Here is a 19,396-nt window from a genome sequence, read left to right as displayed (position 1 = left end):
GTGGAAGTTAAAAATTTAAAAAATGAAAGCGAATTTAGGGCTGAAATTTTTACGCGAAATCCAAAAGGAACGGCTGAGATTTTACGAAATGCAAGAGTTTGCATACTTGGAGCTGGTGGGCTTGGCTCAAATGTCGCTATAATGCTAGTTCGAGCTGGAATTGGTGAGCTAAAACTTATCGATTTTGATAAAGTGGAAATTTCAAATTTAAACCGCCAACACTACGCCTTAAAACATTTAGGACGCCCAAAAATAGAAGCTTTAAAAGAGCAAATTTTAGAAATTAACCCTTACGCAAAAGTGCAAATTTGCGGCGAAAAAATCACTAGTGAAAATGTGCGTGAAATTTTACGGGACGAAAAAATCATCTGCGAGTGCTTCGACGGAGCCGAAAATAAGGCGATGATAGCGAATTTATCGGCTGAGTATAAAGATAAAATTTTTGTTTGCGCTTCGGGTATGGCTGGTCTTGGGGGAGCAAATTCTATCCAAACTCGCAAATTTGGAAGCAATCTTTATATTTGTGGCGACAGCACAAGCGGTGCAGGGCTTGAAAATGGATTAATTTCGCCAAGAGTAATGCTATGCGCCGCCCACCAAGCAAACGCTGTTTTGCAGGAAATTTTGCGTTGAGCTGAGCCTAGCTTTGTGGCGATACTTCGTTTTTACTTCGTTCGATAGGCATACAGCCTTATCTCACTTGTAAAAACTCGTAAGCCCCACAAATCGTCGGCATTTGTTATTCAAATTTGCGTTGAAACTAGCCTAATTTTATGGCTATATTTCGTTAGTTTTTGGTTTTTGCTTGAAATCTTACAATGAATTCAGATTTAAAATGTATAATTTCACTTAAAATTTAAAAAATCAAAAGGAAATTTCAAATGGATAAATTAGTTTTGGGTGGTAAGGAATTTTCATCTCGCTTCATAATGGGTTCTGGCAAATTCGACCACGAAATGATAGAAGCCTGTGTCCATAACGCTGGGTGTGAGATTGTAACACTCGCACTTCGCAGGGTAAGCGAGAGCAAAGACAGAAATATTTTAAATTTCATACCAAAAAGCGTTACGCTTTTGCCAAATACAAGTGGCGCCAGAAACGCAGAAGAAGCCGTGCGTATCGCAAAACTAGCAAGGGAGCTAGGCTGTGGGGACTTCGTCAAAATCGAGATTATCACAGATAGCAAATTTTTATTCCCCGATAATTACGAAACCATTAAAGCGACCGAAATTTTAGCAAATGACGGATTTATCGTGCTTCCGTATATGCACGCTGATTTAAATGTGGCTCGTAGCCTAAAAAACGCAGGAGCAGCCGCTGTGATGCCGCTTGGTGCGCCCATTGGCTCAAATCGTGGGCTTATGATGAGAGATATGATTGAAATTTTAGTCGGCGAAGTGGATTTGCCGATCATCGTCGATGCGGGAATAGGGCGTCCAAGCCAAGCGTGTGAAGCCATGGAAATGGGGTGTGCGGCTGTCATGGTAAATACCGCAATCGCCACTTCTAGCGATTTAGTCCAAATGGCAAAAGCCTTTGCAAATGCGATAAATGCAGGGCGAGACGCCTATAATGCCAAATTTGGCGCCGTGCGAAATACTGCCGCGGCAAGTTCGCCACTAACAGGCTTTTTAAGGGACTAAAATGGAAAAAATAGACCACATGAAATACCTAGCGCACATGCAAGAAATCGATGATGGCTTAATGCAAAAAGTGCTAAATTTAAGGCAAAATTACGACCCAAACGCTTATAATGAAGCCGATGTTTTAAGGGCGATAGAGAAAAAAAATAGAAATTTAGACGATTTTGGCGCACTTTTAAGTGTAGTCGGGGCGAAATTTTTAGAAGAGTTAGCAAGGGCTAGTATGAGTGAAACAAGGGCGAAATTTGGCAATAATATCTCGCTTTTTACGCCGATTTACATTTCAAATTATTGCGATAATAACTGCGTGTATTGCGGATTTAGCAAAAAAAATCAAATTAAAAGAGCCAAGCTTAGCGATGATGAGCTAATAGCCGAATACGAAGCGATAAAAAAGAGCGGACTTGAAGAGCTTTTGGTGCTAACAGGCGAGAGCAGGGTTGATAGCGATGTGAGCTATATCGCTCATGCGTGTGAAATCGCCAAAAAATATTTCAAGGTCGTAGGCGTGGAAATTTATCCGTTAAATTCGGACGAATACGCTACCCTGCATAACTCAGGCGTGGATTTTGTAACCGTTTTTCAAGAGACATACAACACAGAAAAATACGCAAAACTGCATTTAGAAGGCAATAAGCGAATTTTCCCGTATCGTTTCAATGCCCAAGAAAGGGCGATAATGGGCGGTATGCGCGGAGTGGGCTTTGCGGCACTTTTGGGGCTTGATGATTTTCGCAAGGACGCCTTTGCTACGGGCGCGCACGCGTATTTGTTGCAACAAAAATACCCGCACGCCGAAATCGCCTTTTCGGTGCCAAGACTTCGACCGATAATAAATAATAATAAAATCAACCCGCGAGATGTCCATGAAAAGGAGCTTTTGCAGGTGATTACGGCGTATCGCCTACTAATTCCTAGTGCGAATATTACGATTTCGACGCGCGAAAGGGCTGGTTTTAGAGATGAAGCGATTAAAATCGCCACAAATAAAATTTCAGCAGGAGTTAGTGTCGGTATCGGCGGACACAGCCAAAAAAAGGGCGACGAGCAGTTTGAGATAGATGACGGACGAAGCGTGGCTGAGGTTTGTGCTGCGATTAGGGGTGCGGGGTTAGCGCCACTGATGAGCGAGTATATTTATCTGTAAATTTGCGAAATTTGGAGCAAAAAAGTGAAAATCACGGCGATTTCAAATTTAGAGCTTTGTGGCGGAAAAGAAGCGTTGAAAGAGAAAATTTCACGCCTTTGCGAAGCCGGGATTAGCGAAATAATCTTGCGTGAGAAAAATTTGAGCGTGAGCGAATACTGCGCGCTTTTTTGCGAAGTTTTGCAAATTTGCGAACGCTTTGGCGTTCGCCTTTTTTTGCATAATTTTTTGGATTTAGCCTTTGATTTGGAGCATAAATTTATCTGGCTTCCTTTGGGCGTGTTGCAAAATTTCAGGCAAAATTCTAATCAAAATTTAAGTAAATTTGAAAAAATCGTAGTTTCGGCTCACAGCACAGATGAAGCTAGGTTTGCCCTAAATTTGGGCGCAAACGCACTTTGTTTAAGCCATATTTTTCCGACAGATTGCAAAGCAAATTTAGAGCCAAAGGGGCTAGATTTGATTCGCAATGTGCGTGAATTTTGGGGTGGCGAAATTTATGCCCTTGGCGGGATAAATTCTAGTAATTTCCACTTTGCGATTGAAAGTGGAGCCGATAATATCGCCATAATGAGCTCTGCTATGACATGCGAAAACGTAAAAGAATTTGTTTTAAATTTTTTGGATTAAACCAAGACTGCTTTCGTTTTTTTAAATTTTAATATAGCTAAATTTGTAAATTGAAAAATTTTTCGTATCGTCTTTGGCGATACGACCCGAATTTGAATTTGCAGGGAAATTTTTTAAAAGGAAAAAAATGATTTTTTTTAAATCTTTTGCCAATGCTTTTTATATGGTAATTTTAGCATTATCCCTTTATTATTTATTTTTTATTACTTTTGAGTTAAATTTGCTTACTACAAGCAAAGATTTACTCGTGGATAATAAAGGCGAAGCCATTATAACTGGTGCAAAAATAATTTTTACATTTGTTTATTTATTTTTGTTCTTTTTTATTTTAAATTTAATTATTTACAATATCATAGATAATGCTAAATTTGATAATTTTATGTATTGTATCAAAAAAATTTCAGCATATTTATTCGTGCTTCCTATGATATTTATGTTTTTTTTGGTATATTTTTCATCAATGTTAGATACTGCTTTAAAAAGACTTATTTTTTCTTTAATTCCAAATTTATACGCACTGAGCGTTTTTTATTTTACTTTGAAAAAATCTAATTTTAGGAGATAATATGAGTATAGAAAATAGTTTTGTCGGTTCAAAACCGATTTTTGAAAAAGATGGTGTTACGCCTATCAATATTCAAGCACATATTGATGAAACTAGCTTCGTAGGGTGGGCATTCTTGCTCACCGAAAATAATGTAAATTTCTTTTTATCGCCCTATTATGTTTGTTGTTGCAAGAGAATAAATTCGTTATGGTAATCTGTGAGCCAAAAATTTACAAACAAATTCTAAAAAATAAAATTTAGCTAAAATTCGGAATTTCGTTAAATTTAATACTTTCGTTTTGCAAATTTTGGATAAATTTGTTTAAATTTTCAAATTCATTTTGTGTTATTTCGCCTTTGAAATTTGCGCCAAGCTCGTTAAATTCGGCATTAAATTTTAAATTTTGTTTTGAAAAAAAGTGTTCAAATTTTGAAATCAAACTAAACGGCACAAAAAATTCGCAAGATTTTTTAAATTCAAAAGGCGTAAGTGTTGCCGAATTTATCGCTAAATTCACGCTTGAAGCATACGCTCTTACAAGTCCGCCTGTGCCTAGCTTTATCCCGCCAAAATACCGCACGACTAAAACTGCCGTATTTATAAGCTCAGCCCCACGCAAAGCATTTAAACAAGGCGTTCCGCTTGTGCCTTTTGGTTCGCCGTCGTCTGATTGATTTTCCACTATTTGATTAAATTCGTTTAAAATTCGATATGCCCAAACGATATGCGCTGCTTTTGGGTGCTCGTTTTTTAAGTGCGATAAAAGTGCGTCAAATTCGCTAAATGGCGTTAAAAATGCGATAAATTTGGATTTTTTTACTTCATTTGAAATCTCAAAAATTTGCGTTATTTGTTGCACTTTTTACCTTTTGCAAAATATTTTTTTGATATAATACAAAAATTTTGATTAAATTTAAGGATTTAAAATGATACAAACTTGTCTTTTTCCTGCTGCCGGTTATGGCACGAGATTTTTACCTGCGACAAAATCTTTGCCAAAAGAGATGTTGCCGATTTTAACGAAGCCTTTGATTCACTATGGCGTTGATGAAGCCTTAGAGGCCGGTATGACAAATATGGCGTTTGTCAGTGGTCGCGGAAAAAGGGCATTGGAAGATTATTTTGATATTAGCTATGAGTTAGAACACCAAATTTCTGGCTCTTCAAAAGAGTATTTGTTGCAAGAAATTAGAGATTTGATGAATACTTGCACATTTTCTTTTACTAGGCAACGCCAGATGAAAGGTCTAGGTCATGCCATTTATACAGGCAGAACGCTTGTCAGAGATGAGCCGTTTGGCGTGGTTTTGGCTGATGATTTATGCGTAAATGAAAACGGCGAGGGCGTTTTAGCGCAAATGGTGAAAGTTTATGAAAAATATCGCTGTTCGGTTGTTGCCGTTATGGAAGTCGAACCTAACCAAGTTTCAAGCTACGGCGTAGTTAGTGGCAAATTTATAGAAGATGACTTGATGATGGTTAGCGATATGGTCGAAAAACCCGCACCTGACGAGGCTCCATCAAATTTGGCAATCATCGGTCGCTATATCCTAACGCCTGATATTTTTGAGATTTTAGAGCATACCGCGCCCGGTAAAAACGGCGAAATTCAAATCACTGACGCGCTTTTAAATCAAGCCAAAAACGGCGTTGTAATCGCGTATAAATTTAAAGGCAAACGCTTTGATTGTGGTTCTGTTGATGGTTATGTCGAAGCGACAAAATATTTTTACGAGATGATGAAAAATGGTAAAAAATAGTCTTTTTTTTAAAAAAGCCGAATTTAGCGAGATAAAATCCTACGCAAAACGCTTAAATAGCGAGAGTGAGAGTGGAGAGATCGGGTATTATGATTTGCCGAATTTTGGCGATGAAATCATCAAAGAAGCCGAAGATTTTTTCAAAGATAAAATTTACGATAATATCGTGCTAGTTGGAATCGGCGGTTCAAGTGTGGGCGTGAGAGCCATTTTAAGGGCTTTAAGAGCCAAAAAAATGCGAGCAAGGCTTCGAATTTTAGATAATATCGACGGATTTAGATTTGATACAATCACACAAAGTATCGAATTTGATAAGACGATTTTTATAATCTCGTCCAAATCGGGCACGACGGTTGAGACGATTTCGATCTTTAAGGCGATTTTGGATTTTTACAAACCAAGCGATATTAGCAAAAATTTCATTTTTATCACCGATAACGGCTCAAAACTCGAAAAATTTGCAAACCAAAACAATGCAAAGGTTTTTAATATCCCAAAAAATGTCGGCGGTAGATTTAGCATTTTAAGTGCGATTGGGCTTGTGCCTATGGTAGCGCTAGGTCTAGATGCAAAGGCGCTTTTGCAAGGCGGCGCCCAGTGCAAGGCTGATTTTTTTGATGAAAAAGATGATACTCTTTTGCAAAAAGCCTATCATTATGCCACGCACAAATACGCCAAAATAAATGTTTTATTTAGCTACTGCGATCGTTTGGCAGGACTAAATGACTGGTATGTTCAGCTTTGGGCTGAAAGCTTGGGCAAAAAGCTTGGTCATACGCGTTTTGGGCTAACGCCGATAGGGCTAGTAGGAAGTAAGGATCAGCACTCATTTTTACAGCTCATAATGGACGGCACGCGTGATAAAACAGTATCCTTCATAAAAATTTTAGATCAAAACAGCGAGAAAAAAGTTCCAAATTTAAGCCTTGAAAATTTAGATGATTTGGATTTTGCAAACGGCATTTGCATGAGCGAGATTATAAATTTGCAGTGTGATGCGACCATGCACGCGCTCATAAATGAAGGAATTAGTGTCGATTTGATCGAAGTTAGCGAGTTAAATGAGCGAAATTTAGGATATTTGTTTTATTATTTTGAGCTTTTAACTAGTGCTGTTGGTATTATGTTTGGCGTAAATACTTACGATCAGCCGGGCGTGGAAATTGGTAAAAGAATTTTAAAATCTTTGATTTTAAAAGAGCAAATTTGAGACTTAACGATTTCTTTATGAAATAAAACTATAATTTTTCAAATTTTTTCTTAAAGGATAAAAGATGAAAAAGGTAATTTTAAGCTTAGCATTAGCCTGTGCTACGGCATTTGCCGCTAACGGCGGTTTTGCCGGTGCAGAACAAAACCACGCTCAAAAAGGCGGTTTTGTCGATAACGCAAAAATTTCAGTTATGAGCGTAAAAGAAGCGCTAAATGCAAGAGATGACACAAGGGCAGTTTTACGCGGAAAAATCGTGCGTGAAATAAAACACGAAAAGTATGAATTTACAGACGGAAAAAGTCGAATTTTAGCCGAAATCGATGATAAAATTTGGCAAGGCTTAGTCGTAACTCCAAACGATTTTGTCGAAATCGAAGGCTATATCGACAATGACCCGTTTGAGCGAACGGAAATCGAAGTTTATCGCATTATTAAATTAAAATAACAAAAATCACTGCTTGGCGATTTCATTATAAAAATCGCCAAATTTTTATAATTTTTACTAATTAATAAAAATTATTAATTAAAATAATTTATTTTTAAGTTTCATTTGCTATAATTTCATAAATTATTTCATAAGGAGAAGAAAATGAAAAAGGTTATCGAACAATTAAACAAACTCCAAGCTGACGCTCATGCGTTATTTGTTGCATTTCATGATTATCATTGGAATGTAAAAGGTATGGATTTTTATCAAATTCACGCCTACACAGAAAAAGCTTATGAAAATATGGCGACTTTATTTGATGATATGGCAGAAAGAGCGTTGCAACTTGGCGGAAAGGCAGTTGTAAAGGTCGATGAGCTTACAAAACTAGCAAAAGCTCCGACTATAAGCAAAGCAAGTTACAAAGGCGAAGAAGTGTTAAAAGCTGTGTTAAAAGCAGATGAATATCTAATCGCTGAGTTTAAAAAACTTGAAAGCGAAGCCGAAAAAGCAGGCGATGCTACAACCGTCGCAATCGCACAAGGCGAGTATGCTAAACTTGAAAAAGAAGTTTGGATGCTAAAAAATACTTTGGCGAAATAGTTTTTAGAAATTTTGGTGGGCAAGGATGCCCACCCTACGGTGCTAGGAATTTTTAAAAATAATAAGCATCAATATTCAAATTCTTAATTTGTTTGTTTTATCTAAAAAATCTCTCGGAGTTAGTATAAAATCATCTTTTGGAAATTGTTTCATATTACCTGTAATCAAAAAAGTATTGATTTTCTTTTTGTTAATGAGAAATCAAATAATTTTAATATCTGATTTCTCTAAAACAGAGTTTTATTTTTTTATAAATATAATTATATTATAATAAATTTATAATTAAATTAAATATTTATTACGGACATAATATTACTTGTTTTTTACTTTTCTTAGTTGAATCGCTTGAAGTTTTTTTCTTTTGATTCAACTTCTTTTTCAATTGCTCATTCTCATATTTTAGTTTATCGTTTTCTTCCATTAGCTGATCAACAGCCTCTCGCCATTCTGCATCATTTTTTGCAAGTTGTGCTTCACAACTATCTGCCATAGCAAATGAAGCAGAACCCATTAATAAGCCTAATGCTAAACCAACTTTTACAAAACTTTTTGTCATTTTTGACTCCTTGTAGAAAATTTTATAAAAAATTATCCGTAATTTTACCCCCCCCCCCCTAATAAAAACTTAAATTTTCAATTTTTTTTGAAAAAAATGAAAAATTTGATGATTTTTTCTAAATTTTGATAAAAAAATAGAGAATTTAAAAAATATTTTGTGTTTTTTTTGTCAAAGAAGTTTATGAAATAGATTTAAAACGAATTCTCTCAATAGGTTTTTCGATGAATTTATAAGCTAAAAGTCCGAATAAAACCGAGCAGATTATGACAAATGGTATATTTATTTTATCAAAATGCCACAAAGAAATATAAATAAACAAAAGATGATTTAAAAAAATATGATAGCTCAAAGCTCCACAAAGACCATTAAATTTGGCTTTAAATTTGGGTTGTGAAAGCTTATATACAAGCGGAATGCCAACTAGCACAGCAAATGGTAATTCAAAAGCATAGGCATCACAAAGATATATATTTGCCACTACAACTACAAGCAAAGCTAACCACCAAATTCTAAGTTCTTTTAGTTTCTTTTCTCTGATTAATTTGCCTATATAAAAAACAAAAAACACTCCCCAAAAATATCTATAATCCCAATTATAAATTATTTCATTATCTATAATCACTAAATTTGATATGGCAAAAATGATAAATGAAATAATGGCTAAAATTTTCATAAATTTCTCTTTTTTCAGGGCAAATAAAAGTGCAAAAATTAGATAAATTTGAACTTCAAGTCCAAGTGAAAATGCAGGAGTGAAAATAACGCCTATTCTGTAATTTATTACTTCAAGATCAATTAGCTCAAAATAATTTATTGGGATAAGTGCAAAATATGCTAGTGTTTTTGCAAAAGTTGTTTCAAATTCCAAAAAACCACTAAAATAAAAAAATAAAAATGCTAAACTTATATAAAGGAAAAACACAGGATAAATGCGTAAAAATCTATCTTTAAGATATTCTTTTGGAGAGTATAAATTTAGTAATTTTGTGCTAACAGAACCTGCCAAAATGTAAAATATTATCACACAAAACGGACCAAAAAGTATAAAACTATCGATAAATATGTGATATAGCATTACACCACAAGCTAAAATAAGTCGTAAATATCCTATCATCTTTTTAAAAATCCTTTGTGAAATATTACTTTTTGAAACTTAAAAATTATTTATATTAAAGTTGCTAACAAGTTTAAAATTTTTTGTAGTGAGAATTTGCCACACGGCAAATTCTCAAAATTTATTTGTGATTAAAAATTATCTTTTGTATTTGGGTCTCTAAAATGCCCCCATGCGAGTTTTGTGCCGCCTAAAATGTGAAAATGTAAATGCGGAACTTCCTGTCCGCCGTTTTCGCCACAGTTTGAGATAAGTCTATACCCTGTTTTATCTAGCCCCATTGTTTTGGCGACTTCTTGGATAAATTTTGTCATCTCGCCCATAAGCTCGGCGTCCATTACCTGAAAGCTTTCATAGCATTTTTTTGGGATTGCTAAAATGTGGATTGGCGCTTTTGGATTTATATCGTGAAAAGCTAGGAATTTATCGGTTTCAAGGACTTTGTTGCATGGAATTTCACCTGCGACTATTTTTTCGAAAATTGTCATTTTTTGCTCCTAAATTTTAAGATATTTTGTGCGTGAAAATTATACTAAAATTTGCTAAATTCTAGGCAAATTTTTTAAATTTTACCTTGTTTTTATCATTTTTTTTATACAATCTAGCGAAAATTTTTACTAAGGATTAGACTTTGCAAGAGTATGAAGCGAAAATCAAAAATGCCGAAAGCCTTGATGAGATTGAAAAAATCAGACTTGAACTTTTTGGCAAAAAAGGGCTTATAACCGAGCTTTTTAATAATCTCAAAAATGTTCCAAACGAACAAAAAAGAGAATTTGCACAAAACGCAAACAAACAAAGAGATTTTTTTGGCGAGTTAATCAGCGAAAAAAAGGCGATTTTAGAAACAAAAGCGCAAAAAGAAGCGATGAAAGCAGAAGCCATCGATGTTACTATGTTTAACGAAAACGCTGCAAACGGCGCATTGCACCCTGTAATGGCGACTATGGATAAGATTATTGAGTATTTTATCTCACAAAATTTTAGCGTCGAAACAGGACCGCTTATCGAAGATGATTTTCATAATTTCGAAGCGTTAAATTTACCAAAATACCACCCTGCGCGCGATATGCAAGATACATTTTATCTAAATAATTCAAATTTGCTTCGCACTCACACAAGCGGCGTTCAAATTCGCACAATGGAAAAATTTGGCAAACCGCCGATTCGCATGATAGCTCCCGGTGCTGTTTTTAGACGGGATTTGGATTTAACACACACGCCTATGTTTCATCAGGTTGAAGGTCTTGTGGTAGAAGAAGGCGACAAAGTAAGTTTTGCAAATTTAAAAGATATTTTGCAAAAATTTTTAGTTTATATGTTTGGCGATGTCAAGGTTCGCTTTCGACCTAGCTTTTTCCCATTTACGGAGCCTAGCACTGAAGTTGATATAAGTTGTATTTTCTGTAAAGGTGCAGGTTGCAGGGTTTGCAAACAAACAGGTTGGCTTGAAGTGCTAGGAAGCGGCGTGGTTGATCCAAATGTTTTTAAAGCTGTGGGCTGGAAAAATGTCAGCGGATACGCTTTTGGGCTTGGCGTGGAGCGTTTTGCAATGCTACTTCACCGCATACCTGACTTGCGTTCATTATTTGAAGGCGATATTAGATTATTGGAGCAATTTAAATGATAGTTACAAGAGAGTGGTTACAAGAGTGGATTGATATTTCAGGCGTTAGCACCGATGAGCTTTTAAAAACGCTAAATTCGATAGGCTTAGAAGTTGATAGTTATCGCAAGATTGAAATCCCAAAAAAGGTCGTGGTTGGCTTTGTAAAAAGCAGAAAAGCTCATGAAAATTCAGATCATCTAAGCGTTTGCGAAGTTGATATTGGAAGCGAAGTTTTGCAAATCGTATGTGGCGCAAAAAATGTCGCAGCGGGGCAGTTTGTGGCTGTGAGCCTAGTCGGAGCCGTGCTTCCAAACGGACTAGAAATAAAACCTGCCAAACTTCGTGGCGTAGAGAGTTATGGTATGATTTGCTCGGCAACTGAGCTAAATTTGCCAAAGCTAAATGACGGCATAATGGTGCTTGATAGCAGTATAGGCGAACTAACTCTTGGCAAAGAACTTTGTGAATTTAAAGCTTTTAGCGATGATGTTATCGAAGTCGATCTTACGCCAAATAGAAGCGATTGTCTAAGCATTAGGGGCGTTGCAAGAGATTTAAGTGCTGCGCTTGATTTGCCGTTGAAAGATAGAAAAATTTACGAAGAACAAGACGGGCTTTTAGGCATCGGAAGGTTGCTTTCGCTTCACAGCGACGATAAAATAAATGCCAAATTTGCGTATCGTGCGTTTGAGATAAAAGAAAAAGTTTCGTTTGATTTGTTGCGTTCGCTTCGTTTGGGTTTTGCGGATTTATTAGGTGCAAATTTTATCGCAAATTTGATAAATTATGCCGTGCATACAACGGGGGTTTTAATAAGGGCTTATGATTATAATAAAATTTGCGAAAAATGCGATAAAATCGCACTTAAAATCAATCAAGAAAAATATGGAAATTGCGGAATTTATTGCTGTGATAAGCAAATTTCCTTAGCCGGAATTTCGCAAAATGCCGAATTCAAGGCTGATGAAAACACAAAAACCGTCTTACTTGAAGCAAATTATACGCTTCCTGAGATTATCGCAACAGCAACAGGCGAAGATAAAAGCCTAAAAGGCGACGAGCAACTTTATCGCTCGGTCAGGGGAAGTGAGCCAAATTTAGAGCTAGGACTTGATTTGATTTTTGCAAATTTGGCAAAAAACGAAAGCATAAATTTGTATGCAGGAACGCAAAAAATCGCCCCGCAAAGCGAAGTAAGCATAGTAAGCTTTACAAATAATGAAATCAATAAAAAAGCCGGAATGGAAATTTCGCCAAGCGACATTGTAAAAATTCTAAAAAGGCTTGGTTTTGAGATAAATTCGCAAGGCGATTTAATCAGCGTAAAAGTGCCTGAATTTAGGCATGACATAGCAAATTCGCAAGATATTTGTGAAGAGATTGTGCGAATAATCGGCATTGATAATATTCAGGCAAAACCGCTTGAATTTGTTGAGAGCAACCGATTAAATCAAACATTTTTTGATTATAAAAATGCAAAAAATTTACGCCAAAAAGCAGCCGATAACGGCTTTTTTGAGTGCGTTCATTATGTTTTTGACGATAAAGAAAAACTAAGCGAATTTGGCTATGCACCTTGCAAAATCGAAATTTTAAATCCGATAAACAACGAGCTAAATACGCTAAGACCGACACTTATAAATCATTTATTAAGCAGTGCCGAGCGAAATACGAAAAATTCAAAAAGAGCGATTAAGCTTTTTGAGCTTGGAAGCGTTTTTGACGCGGGCGGAGTTCAAAGCCAAAAAATTTCATTTATCGCCAGTGGTCTAAAAAACGAGCAATCGCTTTTAAATTCGGCAAAACCTGCGAGTGTTGATTTTATATATTTTGCAAATTTAATTCAAAATGTTATCGGTAAATTTAGTTGCGAAGTTCCGCAAACGCTTGTGCCTTTCCTAAGCGAATTTGAACAAGCAAACATCGTGCAAAATGGCGTTAAAGTGGGCTTTATCGGCAGAGTTGATAATGCTTTTGAAGCTAAGCGAGATTTGGCTAAAACTTATGTTTGTGAGATTGATTTTTCTGCTTTAAAATTTGAAAAAATCGAAGCAAAAGCATATTCTAAATTTCCAAGCATTAGTAGAGATTTAAGCCTAGTTGTGCCAAAATCTATGCGTTTTGAAGAGATTAAAAAATGTATAAATTCGTTAGAAATTGCGAATTTAAAGGAATTCTTGCCGATTGATATTTATAAAGACGAGAATTTAAAAGATAGCATTTCTTTGACAATCAAATTCAATTTCCAAGATATGGAAAAAACGCTTGAAGATGATGATATAGCCGGTATCATGGATAAAATTTTAAAAGCATTAAATGAAAAATTAGGACTAAATTTAAGATGAAAATTTATGCTCAAAGCTCTGCTTTTAAGGCAGAGATTTCAAATATCGCTTCGGATAAATCGATTTCGCACAGAGCTGCGATTTTTTCGCTACTCTCAGGCGGAACGACGAAAATCAAAAACTATCTTTTTGCCGAAGATACAAAATGCACTCTAAAAATCGTTGAAAATTTGGGTGCAAAGGTTGAAATCAAGGACGATTGTGTTTGTATCACGCCGCCTGAAAAACCAAAAGAGCCAAACTGCATACTCGAATGCGGAAATTCAGGCACTGCTATGCGCCTTTTTATGGGACTTTTAGCTAGTTTGGATGGCTTTTTTGTACTAAGCGGCGATAAATATCTAAACGAAAGACCGATGAAGCGAGTAGGCGATCCTTTGGCAAAAGTCGGAGCTAAAATTTACGGACGAAACGGCGGTGATAAGGCTCCATTAGCCATACAAGGCGGAAAGTTAGAATATTTTGAATATGAGAGCAAAATTTCATCAGCACAAGTTAAAACTGCCCTTATTTTGGCTGGCTTAAACGGCAATGGTTGCAAATTTAGTGAGCCTGAGCTTAGTAGAGATCACACAGAGCGAATGCTAAAAGGTATGGGAGCTGAAATCAGCGGGGACGGGCTAACTCTAAGCGTGAAACCTTTGCAAAAACCACTCAAACCGCTTGAAATTTTTGTGCCAAATGACCCAAGTTCGGCGTTTTTCTATGCCGTGGCAGCGTGTATTATTCCAAATTCAAAAATTGTTTTAAAAAATATGCTTTTAAACAAAACTCGCACTTACGCTTATGAAATTTTACGCCAAATGGGAGCCGATATAAAATTTAAAAAAACTAGCGAAATTTACGAAGAAATCGGCGATATAGAAGTTAGCTATGCTCCGTTAAAAGCTGTGAGTGTTAGCGAAAATATTCCGTGGCTGATCGATGAAGCCCCTGCGTTAGCGATTGCATTTGCATGTGCGAACGGAAAAAGTAGCCTAAGAAACGCAAAAGAGCTTCGTGTCAAAGAGTGCGATAGAATCAGTGTCATGGTTAAGGGACTAAAAACTTGCGGCGTGGAAATAGTGGAGTTTGAAGACGGCTTTGAAATCACGGGCGGTTGCCAGTTGCAACCTGCCATCATCACACCATGCGGCGATCACCGTATTGCGATGAGTTTTGCGATTTTGGGCTTAAAAAGTGGTATGATTATCGAAGATGACGAGTGTATCGCTACTTCATTTCCAAATTTCAAAGATATTTTAAGACAAATCGGAGCAAAAGTTGAAGATTGAACTTGCTAGTAGTTGTGGATTTTGTTTTGGCGTAAAAAGAGCCATAAAAATGGCTGAGAGTGCAGGAACTGCCGCAACTATCGGCGAACTAATCCACAACGCAGAAGAGATAAAACGGCTAAAAGATAAATTTGGCGTCAAAACCCTTAGCGGAATTTCTGAAATTACCGATGAAAATAAGTTAATCATACGCACACACGGCATCACAAAGGACGATTTGGAAATTTTAAAATCACAAAATAAAGAGCTAATCGACGCAACATGCCCATTTGTAACCAAACCACAACAAATCGTAGAAGAGATGAGCGAAAACGGCTATGATATAGTCATTTTTGGAGATACTAACCACCCCGAAGTAAAAGGTGTGAAATCTTATGGCAAAGACCAAAGCAGGGTGTTTGTGGTTTTAGATGAGAGTGAGCTTGAAAATATCAAATTTAAAAGCAAGGTTGCCGTTGTTTCGCAAACGACCAAAAAAATAGAAAATTTTATGAAAATAGTTGATTTTTTAGTTAAAAAAGTCCGTGAAGTTCGCGTTTTTAACACGATTTGTAACGCTACACTTGAAAACCAAGAAGCCGCCAAAGAACTAGCCGAAAGAGCCGATATAATGATAATCATAGGCGGAAAAAATTCATCAAACACAAAGCAACTTTTTTTGATTTCGCAAAAATTTTGCAAAGATAGCTACCTAATAGAAAATGAAAATGAACTAGAAATTTCGTGGTTTGAAAATAAAAATTTGTGCGGGATTAGTGCAGGGGCTAGCACACCGGATTGGATTATACAAAAAGTTATAGCAAAAATAGAAAATTTTAAATTTTGAATTTGGGATTGAGATGAGCCTAGCTTTGTGGCGATTGTTCGTGTTCGCTTCATTGCGACGCACAAACAGTGCGTCTCATTCGCTCACACTCCAAAGCCCCACAAATCGTCGGCATTTGTTATTCCTTTCTGTAACGCACCATTTCGTCATTCTGAGCGAAACGAAGTGAAGCGAAGAATCTCAAACCCAAATTCGCAAAGTAACACAAGAAAAATTTTTAGAATATCATCATAAAATTTAGCCATTTCTTTTTATAAAATATAAAGTAAATTTGCAATATAATTATAAATCGTGCTTTTTTTAAAAAGCGCAAATCATTTTAAAAGGAATAAGATGCCTAAGGTGAACGAAAAAGTTCAAGATAACGCAGAATTCGAAAACGAAGATTTTGCGGCAATGTTGGAAGAGTCTTACAAAAAGACTGAAAGAGATGAAGTTGGCGAGGGTAGAATCGTCGCTATAAAAGACAGCGAAGTATTTGTCGATGTCGGTAGAAAATCAGAAGGTGTTTTAGAAATCTCTGAAATAACTGACGAAAACGGCAATTTGCTTTTTAAAGAAGGCGATTCTATAAAAGTTGCTATCACAGGTAGCAGAGGCGGTCGTCCGCTAGTGTCATACAAAAAAGCACTTAAAAAAGAAAAAGTTAAAGAATTTATCGAAAAATTCGATGAAAATGCAGAAAATATTTTCGATGTAAAAATCGTTTCTTTTAACAAAGGTGGCTATGTATGCGTAAATTCCGACAGTGTTGAATTTTTTATGCCTCGTTCGCAAAGTGCATTTAAACACTCAAATTCAGTAATCGGCAAATCATATAAAGTAAAAGTTATTAAAATCGACAAAGACGAGCAAAGCGTGGTTGTTTCTCGCAAAAAACTTTTAGATGAAGACAGAAAAGTCAAAAAAGAAGCGATTTCAAAAATCGTTGAAAATGACGGCGTCATCGAAGGTGTCGTTAAAAAAATTACAACTTATGGTATGTTTGTTGATGTCGGTGGCGTAGATGGGCTAGTTCATTACAGCGAAATTAGCTACAAAGGTCCTGTTAATCCAAATTCGCTTTACAAAGAAGGCGACAAGGTTCCTGTAAAAGTTATCAAATATGACAATGACAAAAGACATTTATCACTTTCAATCAAAGGCGCAATGCCTGATCCATGGGACGAAATCAAAGATAGCTTAGAAGTCGGCGATACTATCCAAGTAACAGTTAGCAACATAGAGCCTTATGGTGCGTTTGTTGATTTGGGAAATGACATTGAAGGCTTTTTGCATATCAGCGAAATTTCTTGGGATAAAAATATCAAAAATCCAAAAGACTTCATTTCAGAAGGCGATGAAATCGATGTCGAAGTCGTTGAAATCAACGCAGCAGAAAGAAGATTAAGAGTAAGCCTTAAAAATTTATTAGCTAAACCATTTGACGAATTTAACGAAGCTTACAAAGTAGGCGATGTTGTCAAAGGCGTAGTGACGACTATCACAAATTTTGGTGCATTTATTAAAATCGGAAGCGTTGAAGGTCTTTTGCATAATGAAGATGCTTCTTGGGATAGAAATGAAAAATGCAAAAATTTATTCAAAGTCGGCGACGAAGTAGAAGTAAAAATCATCAAAATCGATAATGAAACGCAAAAAATCTCTCTAAATCGCAAAGATTTAGCCGATAGCCCTGTAAATGAGTATGCAAAATCTCACGCACAAGGCAGTATCGTAAAAGGCAAAATTCGCGATATTAAAGATTTTGGTGTGTTTGTCGAACTTGGCGATAATGTCGATGCGCTAATCCGCAAAGAAGATTTAGGCGCGATTGATCCTGCGAATTTGAAAGTAGGCGATGAAATCGAAGCTGCGATTGCATTTATCGATGAAAAGAAAAATAGAATTCGCCTAAGCATTAAACGCCTTGCAAAACAAAAAGAGCGTGAAGATTTAGATAAATTCAACAGCGAAAGCGACGATAAAATGACGCTTGGCGATCTTATCAAAGATCAACTTGCAAATTAAATTTAAAGCCCGTAAATTCGGGCTTTTCTCCCTTTAAAGGATACTTTATGAAGACTATTATAGTATGCGATGCAATTCACAATATTGGTTTTGAAATTTTAGGTAAAGAAAAAGATATTAAAGTGATTGACGCTTCAAGCGTGGAAAAAGACGAGCTTTTAGGTATGCTTGGCGATGCCGATGTTGCTATCACAAGAAGCCCGACGCCTGTTGATGAAAAATTCCTTGAAGCAGGAAAAAATTTAAAAGCCGTCGTTAGAGCTGGGGTTGGTGTCGATAACTGCGACATTGACGCTTGTTCGAAACGGGGAATTATTTTGATGAATGTCCCTACGGCAAATACCATTGCTGCTGTTGAGATGACTATGTGTCATCTGATAAATTCGGCACGAAAATATGTAAATGCTTGTAATGATTTAAAAATCAACCGAATTTGGAAACGCGAAAAATGGTATGGCATAGAGCTTTATAAAAAAACGCTTGGTATTATTGGCTTTGGAAATATCGGCTCTCGCGTTGGCGTTAGAGCGCTTGGCTTTGGTATGAATGTCATCGCGTATGACCCTTATATCGACCCGTCAAAAGCGACAAATGTCGGCGTGAAATATACAACGAATTTCGAAGATATTTTATCATGCGATTTTATTACGATTCATACGCCAAAAAACAAAGAAACTATAAATATGATTGATGAGCCTGAAATCGCTAAAATGAAAGACGGCGTTCGTTTGATAAATGTCGCTCGTGGTGGGCTTTATAACGAAAACGCGCTTATAAACAACCTTAAAAACGGCAAAATCGCATATCTTGGTATCGATGTTTTTGATAAAGAACCGGCAAATAACCACCCGTTTTTGGATTTTGAAAATGTAACCGCGACGGCGCATTTAGGGGCTAATACGCTTGAATCTCAAAGCAATATCGCAGTTGAAGCTGCCGAAGCAGCCATAAATGCAGCTCGTGGAATTTGTTATCCAAATGCGCTAAATTTACCGATTCGCACAGAAAATTTACCACAAGAGATTGAGCCTTATATAAATTTGATTTCAAAAATGGCGTATTTTGCTGCGCAAATCAACAAAGGTGCGATTAAATCAATCAAACTTGAAGGTAGCGGTAAAATCGTAGAATATCTAAATTCTATGCTTATTTTTGCGATTGTAGGTGCCTTGCGTGATAGTGCAGGGGATTTGATAAATTATGTAAATGCAAAATTTATTGCCGACGAAAAGGGTATAGTTTGCGAAGCTAACGAAATTCACAGCACAAGTATCAAAAACAAAGTTCGCGTTAAAATCGTAACCGACAAAGATGTCGCCACTATCGACGGAACGGTTTTTGATGAGAGTGAAGGTCGCATTATCAACATAAACGGCTTTAAAACCGACTTCAAGCCAAAAGGCAAAATGATAGTTTTCAAAAATACCGATGTTCCGGGCGTTATCGCTAACATTAGCCGAATTTTGGCTGATGCAAAAATCAATATCGCTGATTTCCGTTTGGGTCGTGGCGAAGACGGCAACGCACTGGCTGTTATCTTGGTCGATCAAGATATAACAAAAGAGATATTAGATAAGCTTGGTGCGTTAGAAGCGTGTTTGATGGTTCGATACGCTGTTTTATAATATTTTGGTGTAATTGAAATTAACCTAAGCTTTTAATTCCCCAAACTTGAACGGATTAAATTA

At 36.4% G+C, this 19,396-nt stretch carries 20 protein-coding genes; 16 read left to right on the top strand and 4 right to left on the bottom strand.

The genetic code is table 11. The features are described 5' to 3' along the window. The 6 genes from thiF (at position 1) to PF028_RS03710 (ending at position 4,181) form a co-directional block, all read left to right on the top strand. A complete protein-coding gene (gene thiF, locus PF028_RS03735; protein ID WP_270860017.1) occupies positions 1–633 on the top strand; it encodes a sulfur carrier protein ThiS adenylyltransferase ThiF in 633 nt (210 codons plus the stop codon). A gap of 248 nt (positions 634–881) precedes the next feature. Further along, entirely contained in the window at positions 882–1,643 is a 762-nt protein-coding gene (locus tag PF028_RS03730) for a thiazole synthase (RefSeq protein WP_270860016.1), read from the top strand. A 1-nt stretch (position 1,644) separates the two neighbouring features. Next, the gene (thiH, locus tag PF028_RS03725) at positions 1,645–2,790 is read left to right on the top strand and encodes a 2-iminoacetate synthase ThiH (protein ID WP_270860015.1); all 1,146 of its coding nucleotides are present in this window, start codon (positions 1,645–1,647) and stop codon (positions 2,788–2,790) included. A gap of 24 nt (positions 2,791–2,814) precedes the next feature. Beyond that, on the top strand, positions 2,815–3,420 hold the full coding sequence (locus PF028_RS03720) for a thiamine phosphate synthase (RefSeq protein WP_270860014.1): 606 nt from the start codon (positions 2,815–2,817) through the stop codon (positions 3,418–3,420). Between the two features lie 127 nt (positions 3,421–3,547). Then, on the top strand, positions 3,548–3,985 hold the full coding sequence (locus PF028_RS03715) for a hypothetical protein (protein WP_270860013.1): 438 nt from the start codon (positions 3,548–3,550) through the stop codon (positions 3,983–3,985). Between the two features lies 1 nt (position 3,986). Continuing rightward, positions 3,987–4,181, top strand: a complete 195-nt coding sequence (locus tag PF028_RS03710; protein ID WP_270860012.1) for a hypothetical protein — start codon at positions 3,987–3,989, stop codon at positions 4,179–4,181. Between the two features lie 43 nt (positions 4,182–4,224). Here the strand turns inward: PF028_RS03710 and PF028_RS03705 are convergent, their stop codons facing one another. Then, positions 4,225–4,827, bottom strand: coding sequence for an IMPACT family protein (locus PF028_RS03705; protein ID WP_270860011.1), 603 nt, complete (start codon positions 4,825–4,827; stop codon positions 4,225–4,227). Between the two features lie 67 nt (positions 4,828–4,894). Here PF028_RS03705 and galU point away from each other — a divergent pair, with 67 nt between their 5' ends. The 4 genes from galU to PF028_RS03685 all read left to right on the top strand — a co-directional run bounded on the left by galU (position 4,895) and on the right by PF028_RS03685 (position 7,971). Continuing rightward, positions 4,895–5,728 (top strand): UTP--glucose-1-phosphate uridylyltransferase GalU, encoded by an 834-nt coding sequence (gene galU / locus PF028_RS03700; protein WP_270860010.1) that lies wholly within the window; start codon positions 4,895–4,897, stop codon positions 5,726–5,728. Beyond that, positions 5,715–6,938, top strand: a complete 1,224-nt coding sequence (locus tag PF028_RS03695; protein ID WP_270860009.1) for a glucose-6-phosphate isomerase — start codon at positions 5,715–5,717, stop codon at positions 6,936–6,938. The genes galU and PF028_RS03695 overlap by 14 nt, the downstream gene beginning before the upstream one ends. Before the next feature lie 64 nt (positions 6,939–7,002). Continuing rightward, positions 7,003–7,386, top strand: a complete 384-nt coding sequence (locus tag PF028_RS03690; protein ID WP_270860008.1) for a YgiW/YdeI family stress tolerance OB fold protein — start codon at positions 7,003–7,005, stop codon at positions 7,384–7,386. Between the two features lie 144 nt (positions 7,387–7,530). Beyond that, positions 7,531–7,971, top strand: a complete 441-nt coding sequence (locus PF028_RS03685) for a Dps family protein (RefSeq protein WP_270860007.1) — start codon at positions 7,531–7,533, stop codon at positions 7,969–7,971. 298 nt (positions 7,972–8,269) lie between these two features. Here the strand turns inward: PF028_RS03685 and PF028_RS03680 are convergent, their stop codons facing one another. The 3 genes from PF028_RS03680 to PF028_RS03670 form a co-directional block, all read right to left on the bottom strand. Next, positions 8,270–8,527, bottom strand: coding sequence for a hypothetical protein (locus tag PF028_RS03680; protein WP_270866826.1), 258 nt, complete (start codon positions 8,525–8,527; stop codon positions 8,270–8,272). A gap of 181 nt (positions 8,528–8,708) precedes the next feature. Beyond that, complete coding sequence (locus PF028_RS03675) at positions 8,709–9,644, bottom strand: acyltransferase family protein (RefSeq protein WP_270860415.1); 936 nt, start codon at positions 9,642–9,644, stop codon at positions 8,709–8,711. Between the two features lie 131 nt (positions 9,645–9,775). Then, on the bottom strand, positions 9,776–10,132 hold the full coding sequence (locus PF028_RS03670; RefSeq protein WP_270860414.1) for a histidine triad nucleotide-binding protein: 357 nt from the start codon (positions 10,130–10,132) through the stop codon (positions 9,776–9,778). A gap of 143 nt (positions 10,133–10,275) precedes the next feature. On the opposite strand from PF028_RS03670, the gene pheS reads away from it, so the two are divergent. The 6 genes from pheS (at position 10,276) to serA (ending at position 19,333) form a co-directional block, all read left to right on the top strand. Continuing rightward, entirely contained in the window at positions 10,276–11,271 is a 996-nt protein-coding gene (pheS, locus tag PF028_RS03665) for a phenylalanine--tRNA ligase subunit alpha (RefSeq protein WP_270863329.1), read from the top strand. Further along, on the top strand, positions 11,268–13,598 hold the full coding sequence (pheT, locus tag PF028_RS03660; RefSeq protein ID WP_270860412.1) for a phenylalanine--tRNA ligase subunit beta: 2,331 nt from the start codon (positions 11,268–11,270) through the stop codon (positions 13,596–13,598). Before pheS ends, pheT begins: the two co-directional genes overlap by 4 nt. Continuing rightward, positions 13,595–14,872 carry a 3-phosphoshikimate 1-carboxyvinyltransferase gene (gene aroA / locus PF028_RS03655; protein ID WP_270860411.1) on the top strand — a complete coding sequence of 426 codons (1,278 nt, stop codon included), beginning with the start codon at positions 13,595–13,597 and terminating at the stop codon, positions 14,870–14,872. Before pheT ends, aroA begins: the two co-directional genes overlap by 4 nt. Further along, on the top strand, positions 14,862–15,698 hold the full coding sequence (locus PF028_RS03650) for a 4-hydroxy-3-methylbut-2-enyl diphosphate reductase (RefSeq protein WP_270860410.1): 837 nt from the start codon (positions 14,862–14,864) through the stop codon (positions 15,696–15,698). The genes aroA and PF028_RS03650 overlap by 11 nt, the downstream gene beginning before the upstream one ends. A gap of 333 nt (positions 15,699–16,031) precedes the next feature. Further along, positions 16,032–17,708, top strand: a complete 1,677-nt coding sequence (locus tag PF028_RS03645) for a 30S ribosomal protein S1 (protein ID WP_270860409.1) — start codon at positions 16,032–16,034, stop codon at positions 17,706–17,708. Positions 17,709–17,755: 47 nt separating this feature from the next. After that, a complete protein-coding gene (serA, locus tag PF028_RS03640) occupies positions 17,756–19,333 on the top strand; it encodes a phosphoglycerate dehydrogenase (protein WP_270860408.1) in 1,578 nt (525 codons plus the stop codon). The last annotated feature ends 63 nt before the right edge of the window (positions 19,334–19,396 follow it).

Origin of the sequence: Campylobacter sp. CN_NE2, assembly GCF_027797465.1 — a bacterium.
GTDB lineage: Bacteria > Campylobacterota > Campylobacteria > Campylobacterales > Campylobacteraceae > Campylobacter_B.
This window is presented reverse-complemented; position numbering and strand designations above follow the sequence as displayed.

Bases quoted from the DNA above. Each gene is read 5' to 3' on its own strand.
- PF028_RS03730 (WP_270860016.1), top strand. From the start codon at position 882: ATGGATAAATTAGTTTTGGGTGGTAAGGAATTTTCATCTCGCTTCATA.
- thiH (WP_270860015.1), top strand. From the start codon at position 1,645: ATGGAAAAAATAGACCACATGAAATACCTAGCGCACATGCAAGAAATC.
- PF028_RS03715 (WP_270860013.1), top strand. From the start codon at position 3,548: ATGATTTTTTTTAAATCTTTTGCCAATGCTTTTTATATGGTAATTTTA.
- PF028_RS03710 (WP_270860012.1), top strand. From the start codon at position 3,987: ATGAGTATAGAAAATAGTTTTGTCGGTTCAAAACCGATTTTTGAAAAA.
- galU (WP_270860010.1), top strand. From the start codon at position 4,895: ATGATACAAACTTGTCTTTTTCCTGCTGCCGGTTATGGCACGAGATTT.
- PF028_RS03695 (WP_270860009.1), top strand. From the start codon at position 5,715: ATGGTAAAAAATAGTCTTTTTTTTAAAAAAGCCGAATTTAGCGAGATA.
- PF028_RS03690 (WP_270860008.1), top strand. From the start codon at position 7,003: ATGAAAAAGGTAATTTTAAGCTTAGCATTAGCCTGTGCTACGGCATTT.
- PF028_RS03685 (WP_270860007.1), top strand. From the start codon at position 7,531: ATGAAAAAGGTTATCGAACAATTAAACAAACTCCAAGCTGACGCTCAT.
- PF028_RS03680 (WP_270866826.1), bottom strand. From the start codon at position 8,527: ATGACAAAAAGTTTTGTAAAAGTTGGTTTAGCATTAGGCTTATTAATG.
- PF028_RS03675 (WP_270860415.1), bottom strand. From the start codon at position 9,644: ATGATAGGATATTTACGACTTATTTTAGCTTGTGGTGTAATGCTATAT.
- PF028_RS03670 (WP_270860414.1), bottom strand. From the start codon at position 10,132: ATGACAATTTTCGAAAAAATAGTCGCAGGTGAAATTCCATGCAACAAA.
- pheT (WP_270860412.1), top strand. From the start codon at position 11,268: ATGATAGTTACAAGAGAGTGGTTACAAGAGTGGATTGATATTTCAGGC.
- aroA (WP_270860411.1), top strand. From the start codon at position 13,595: ATGAAAATTTATGCTCAAAGCTCTGCTTTTAAGGCAGAGATTTCAAAT.
- PF028_RS03645 (WP_270860409.1), top strand. From the start codon at position 16,032: ATGCCTAAGGTGAACGAAAAAGTTCAAGATAACGCAGAATTCGAAAAC.
- serA (WP_270860408.1), top strand. From the start codon at position 17,756: ATGAAGACTATTATAGTATGCGATGCAATTCACAATATTGGTTTTGAA.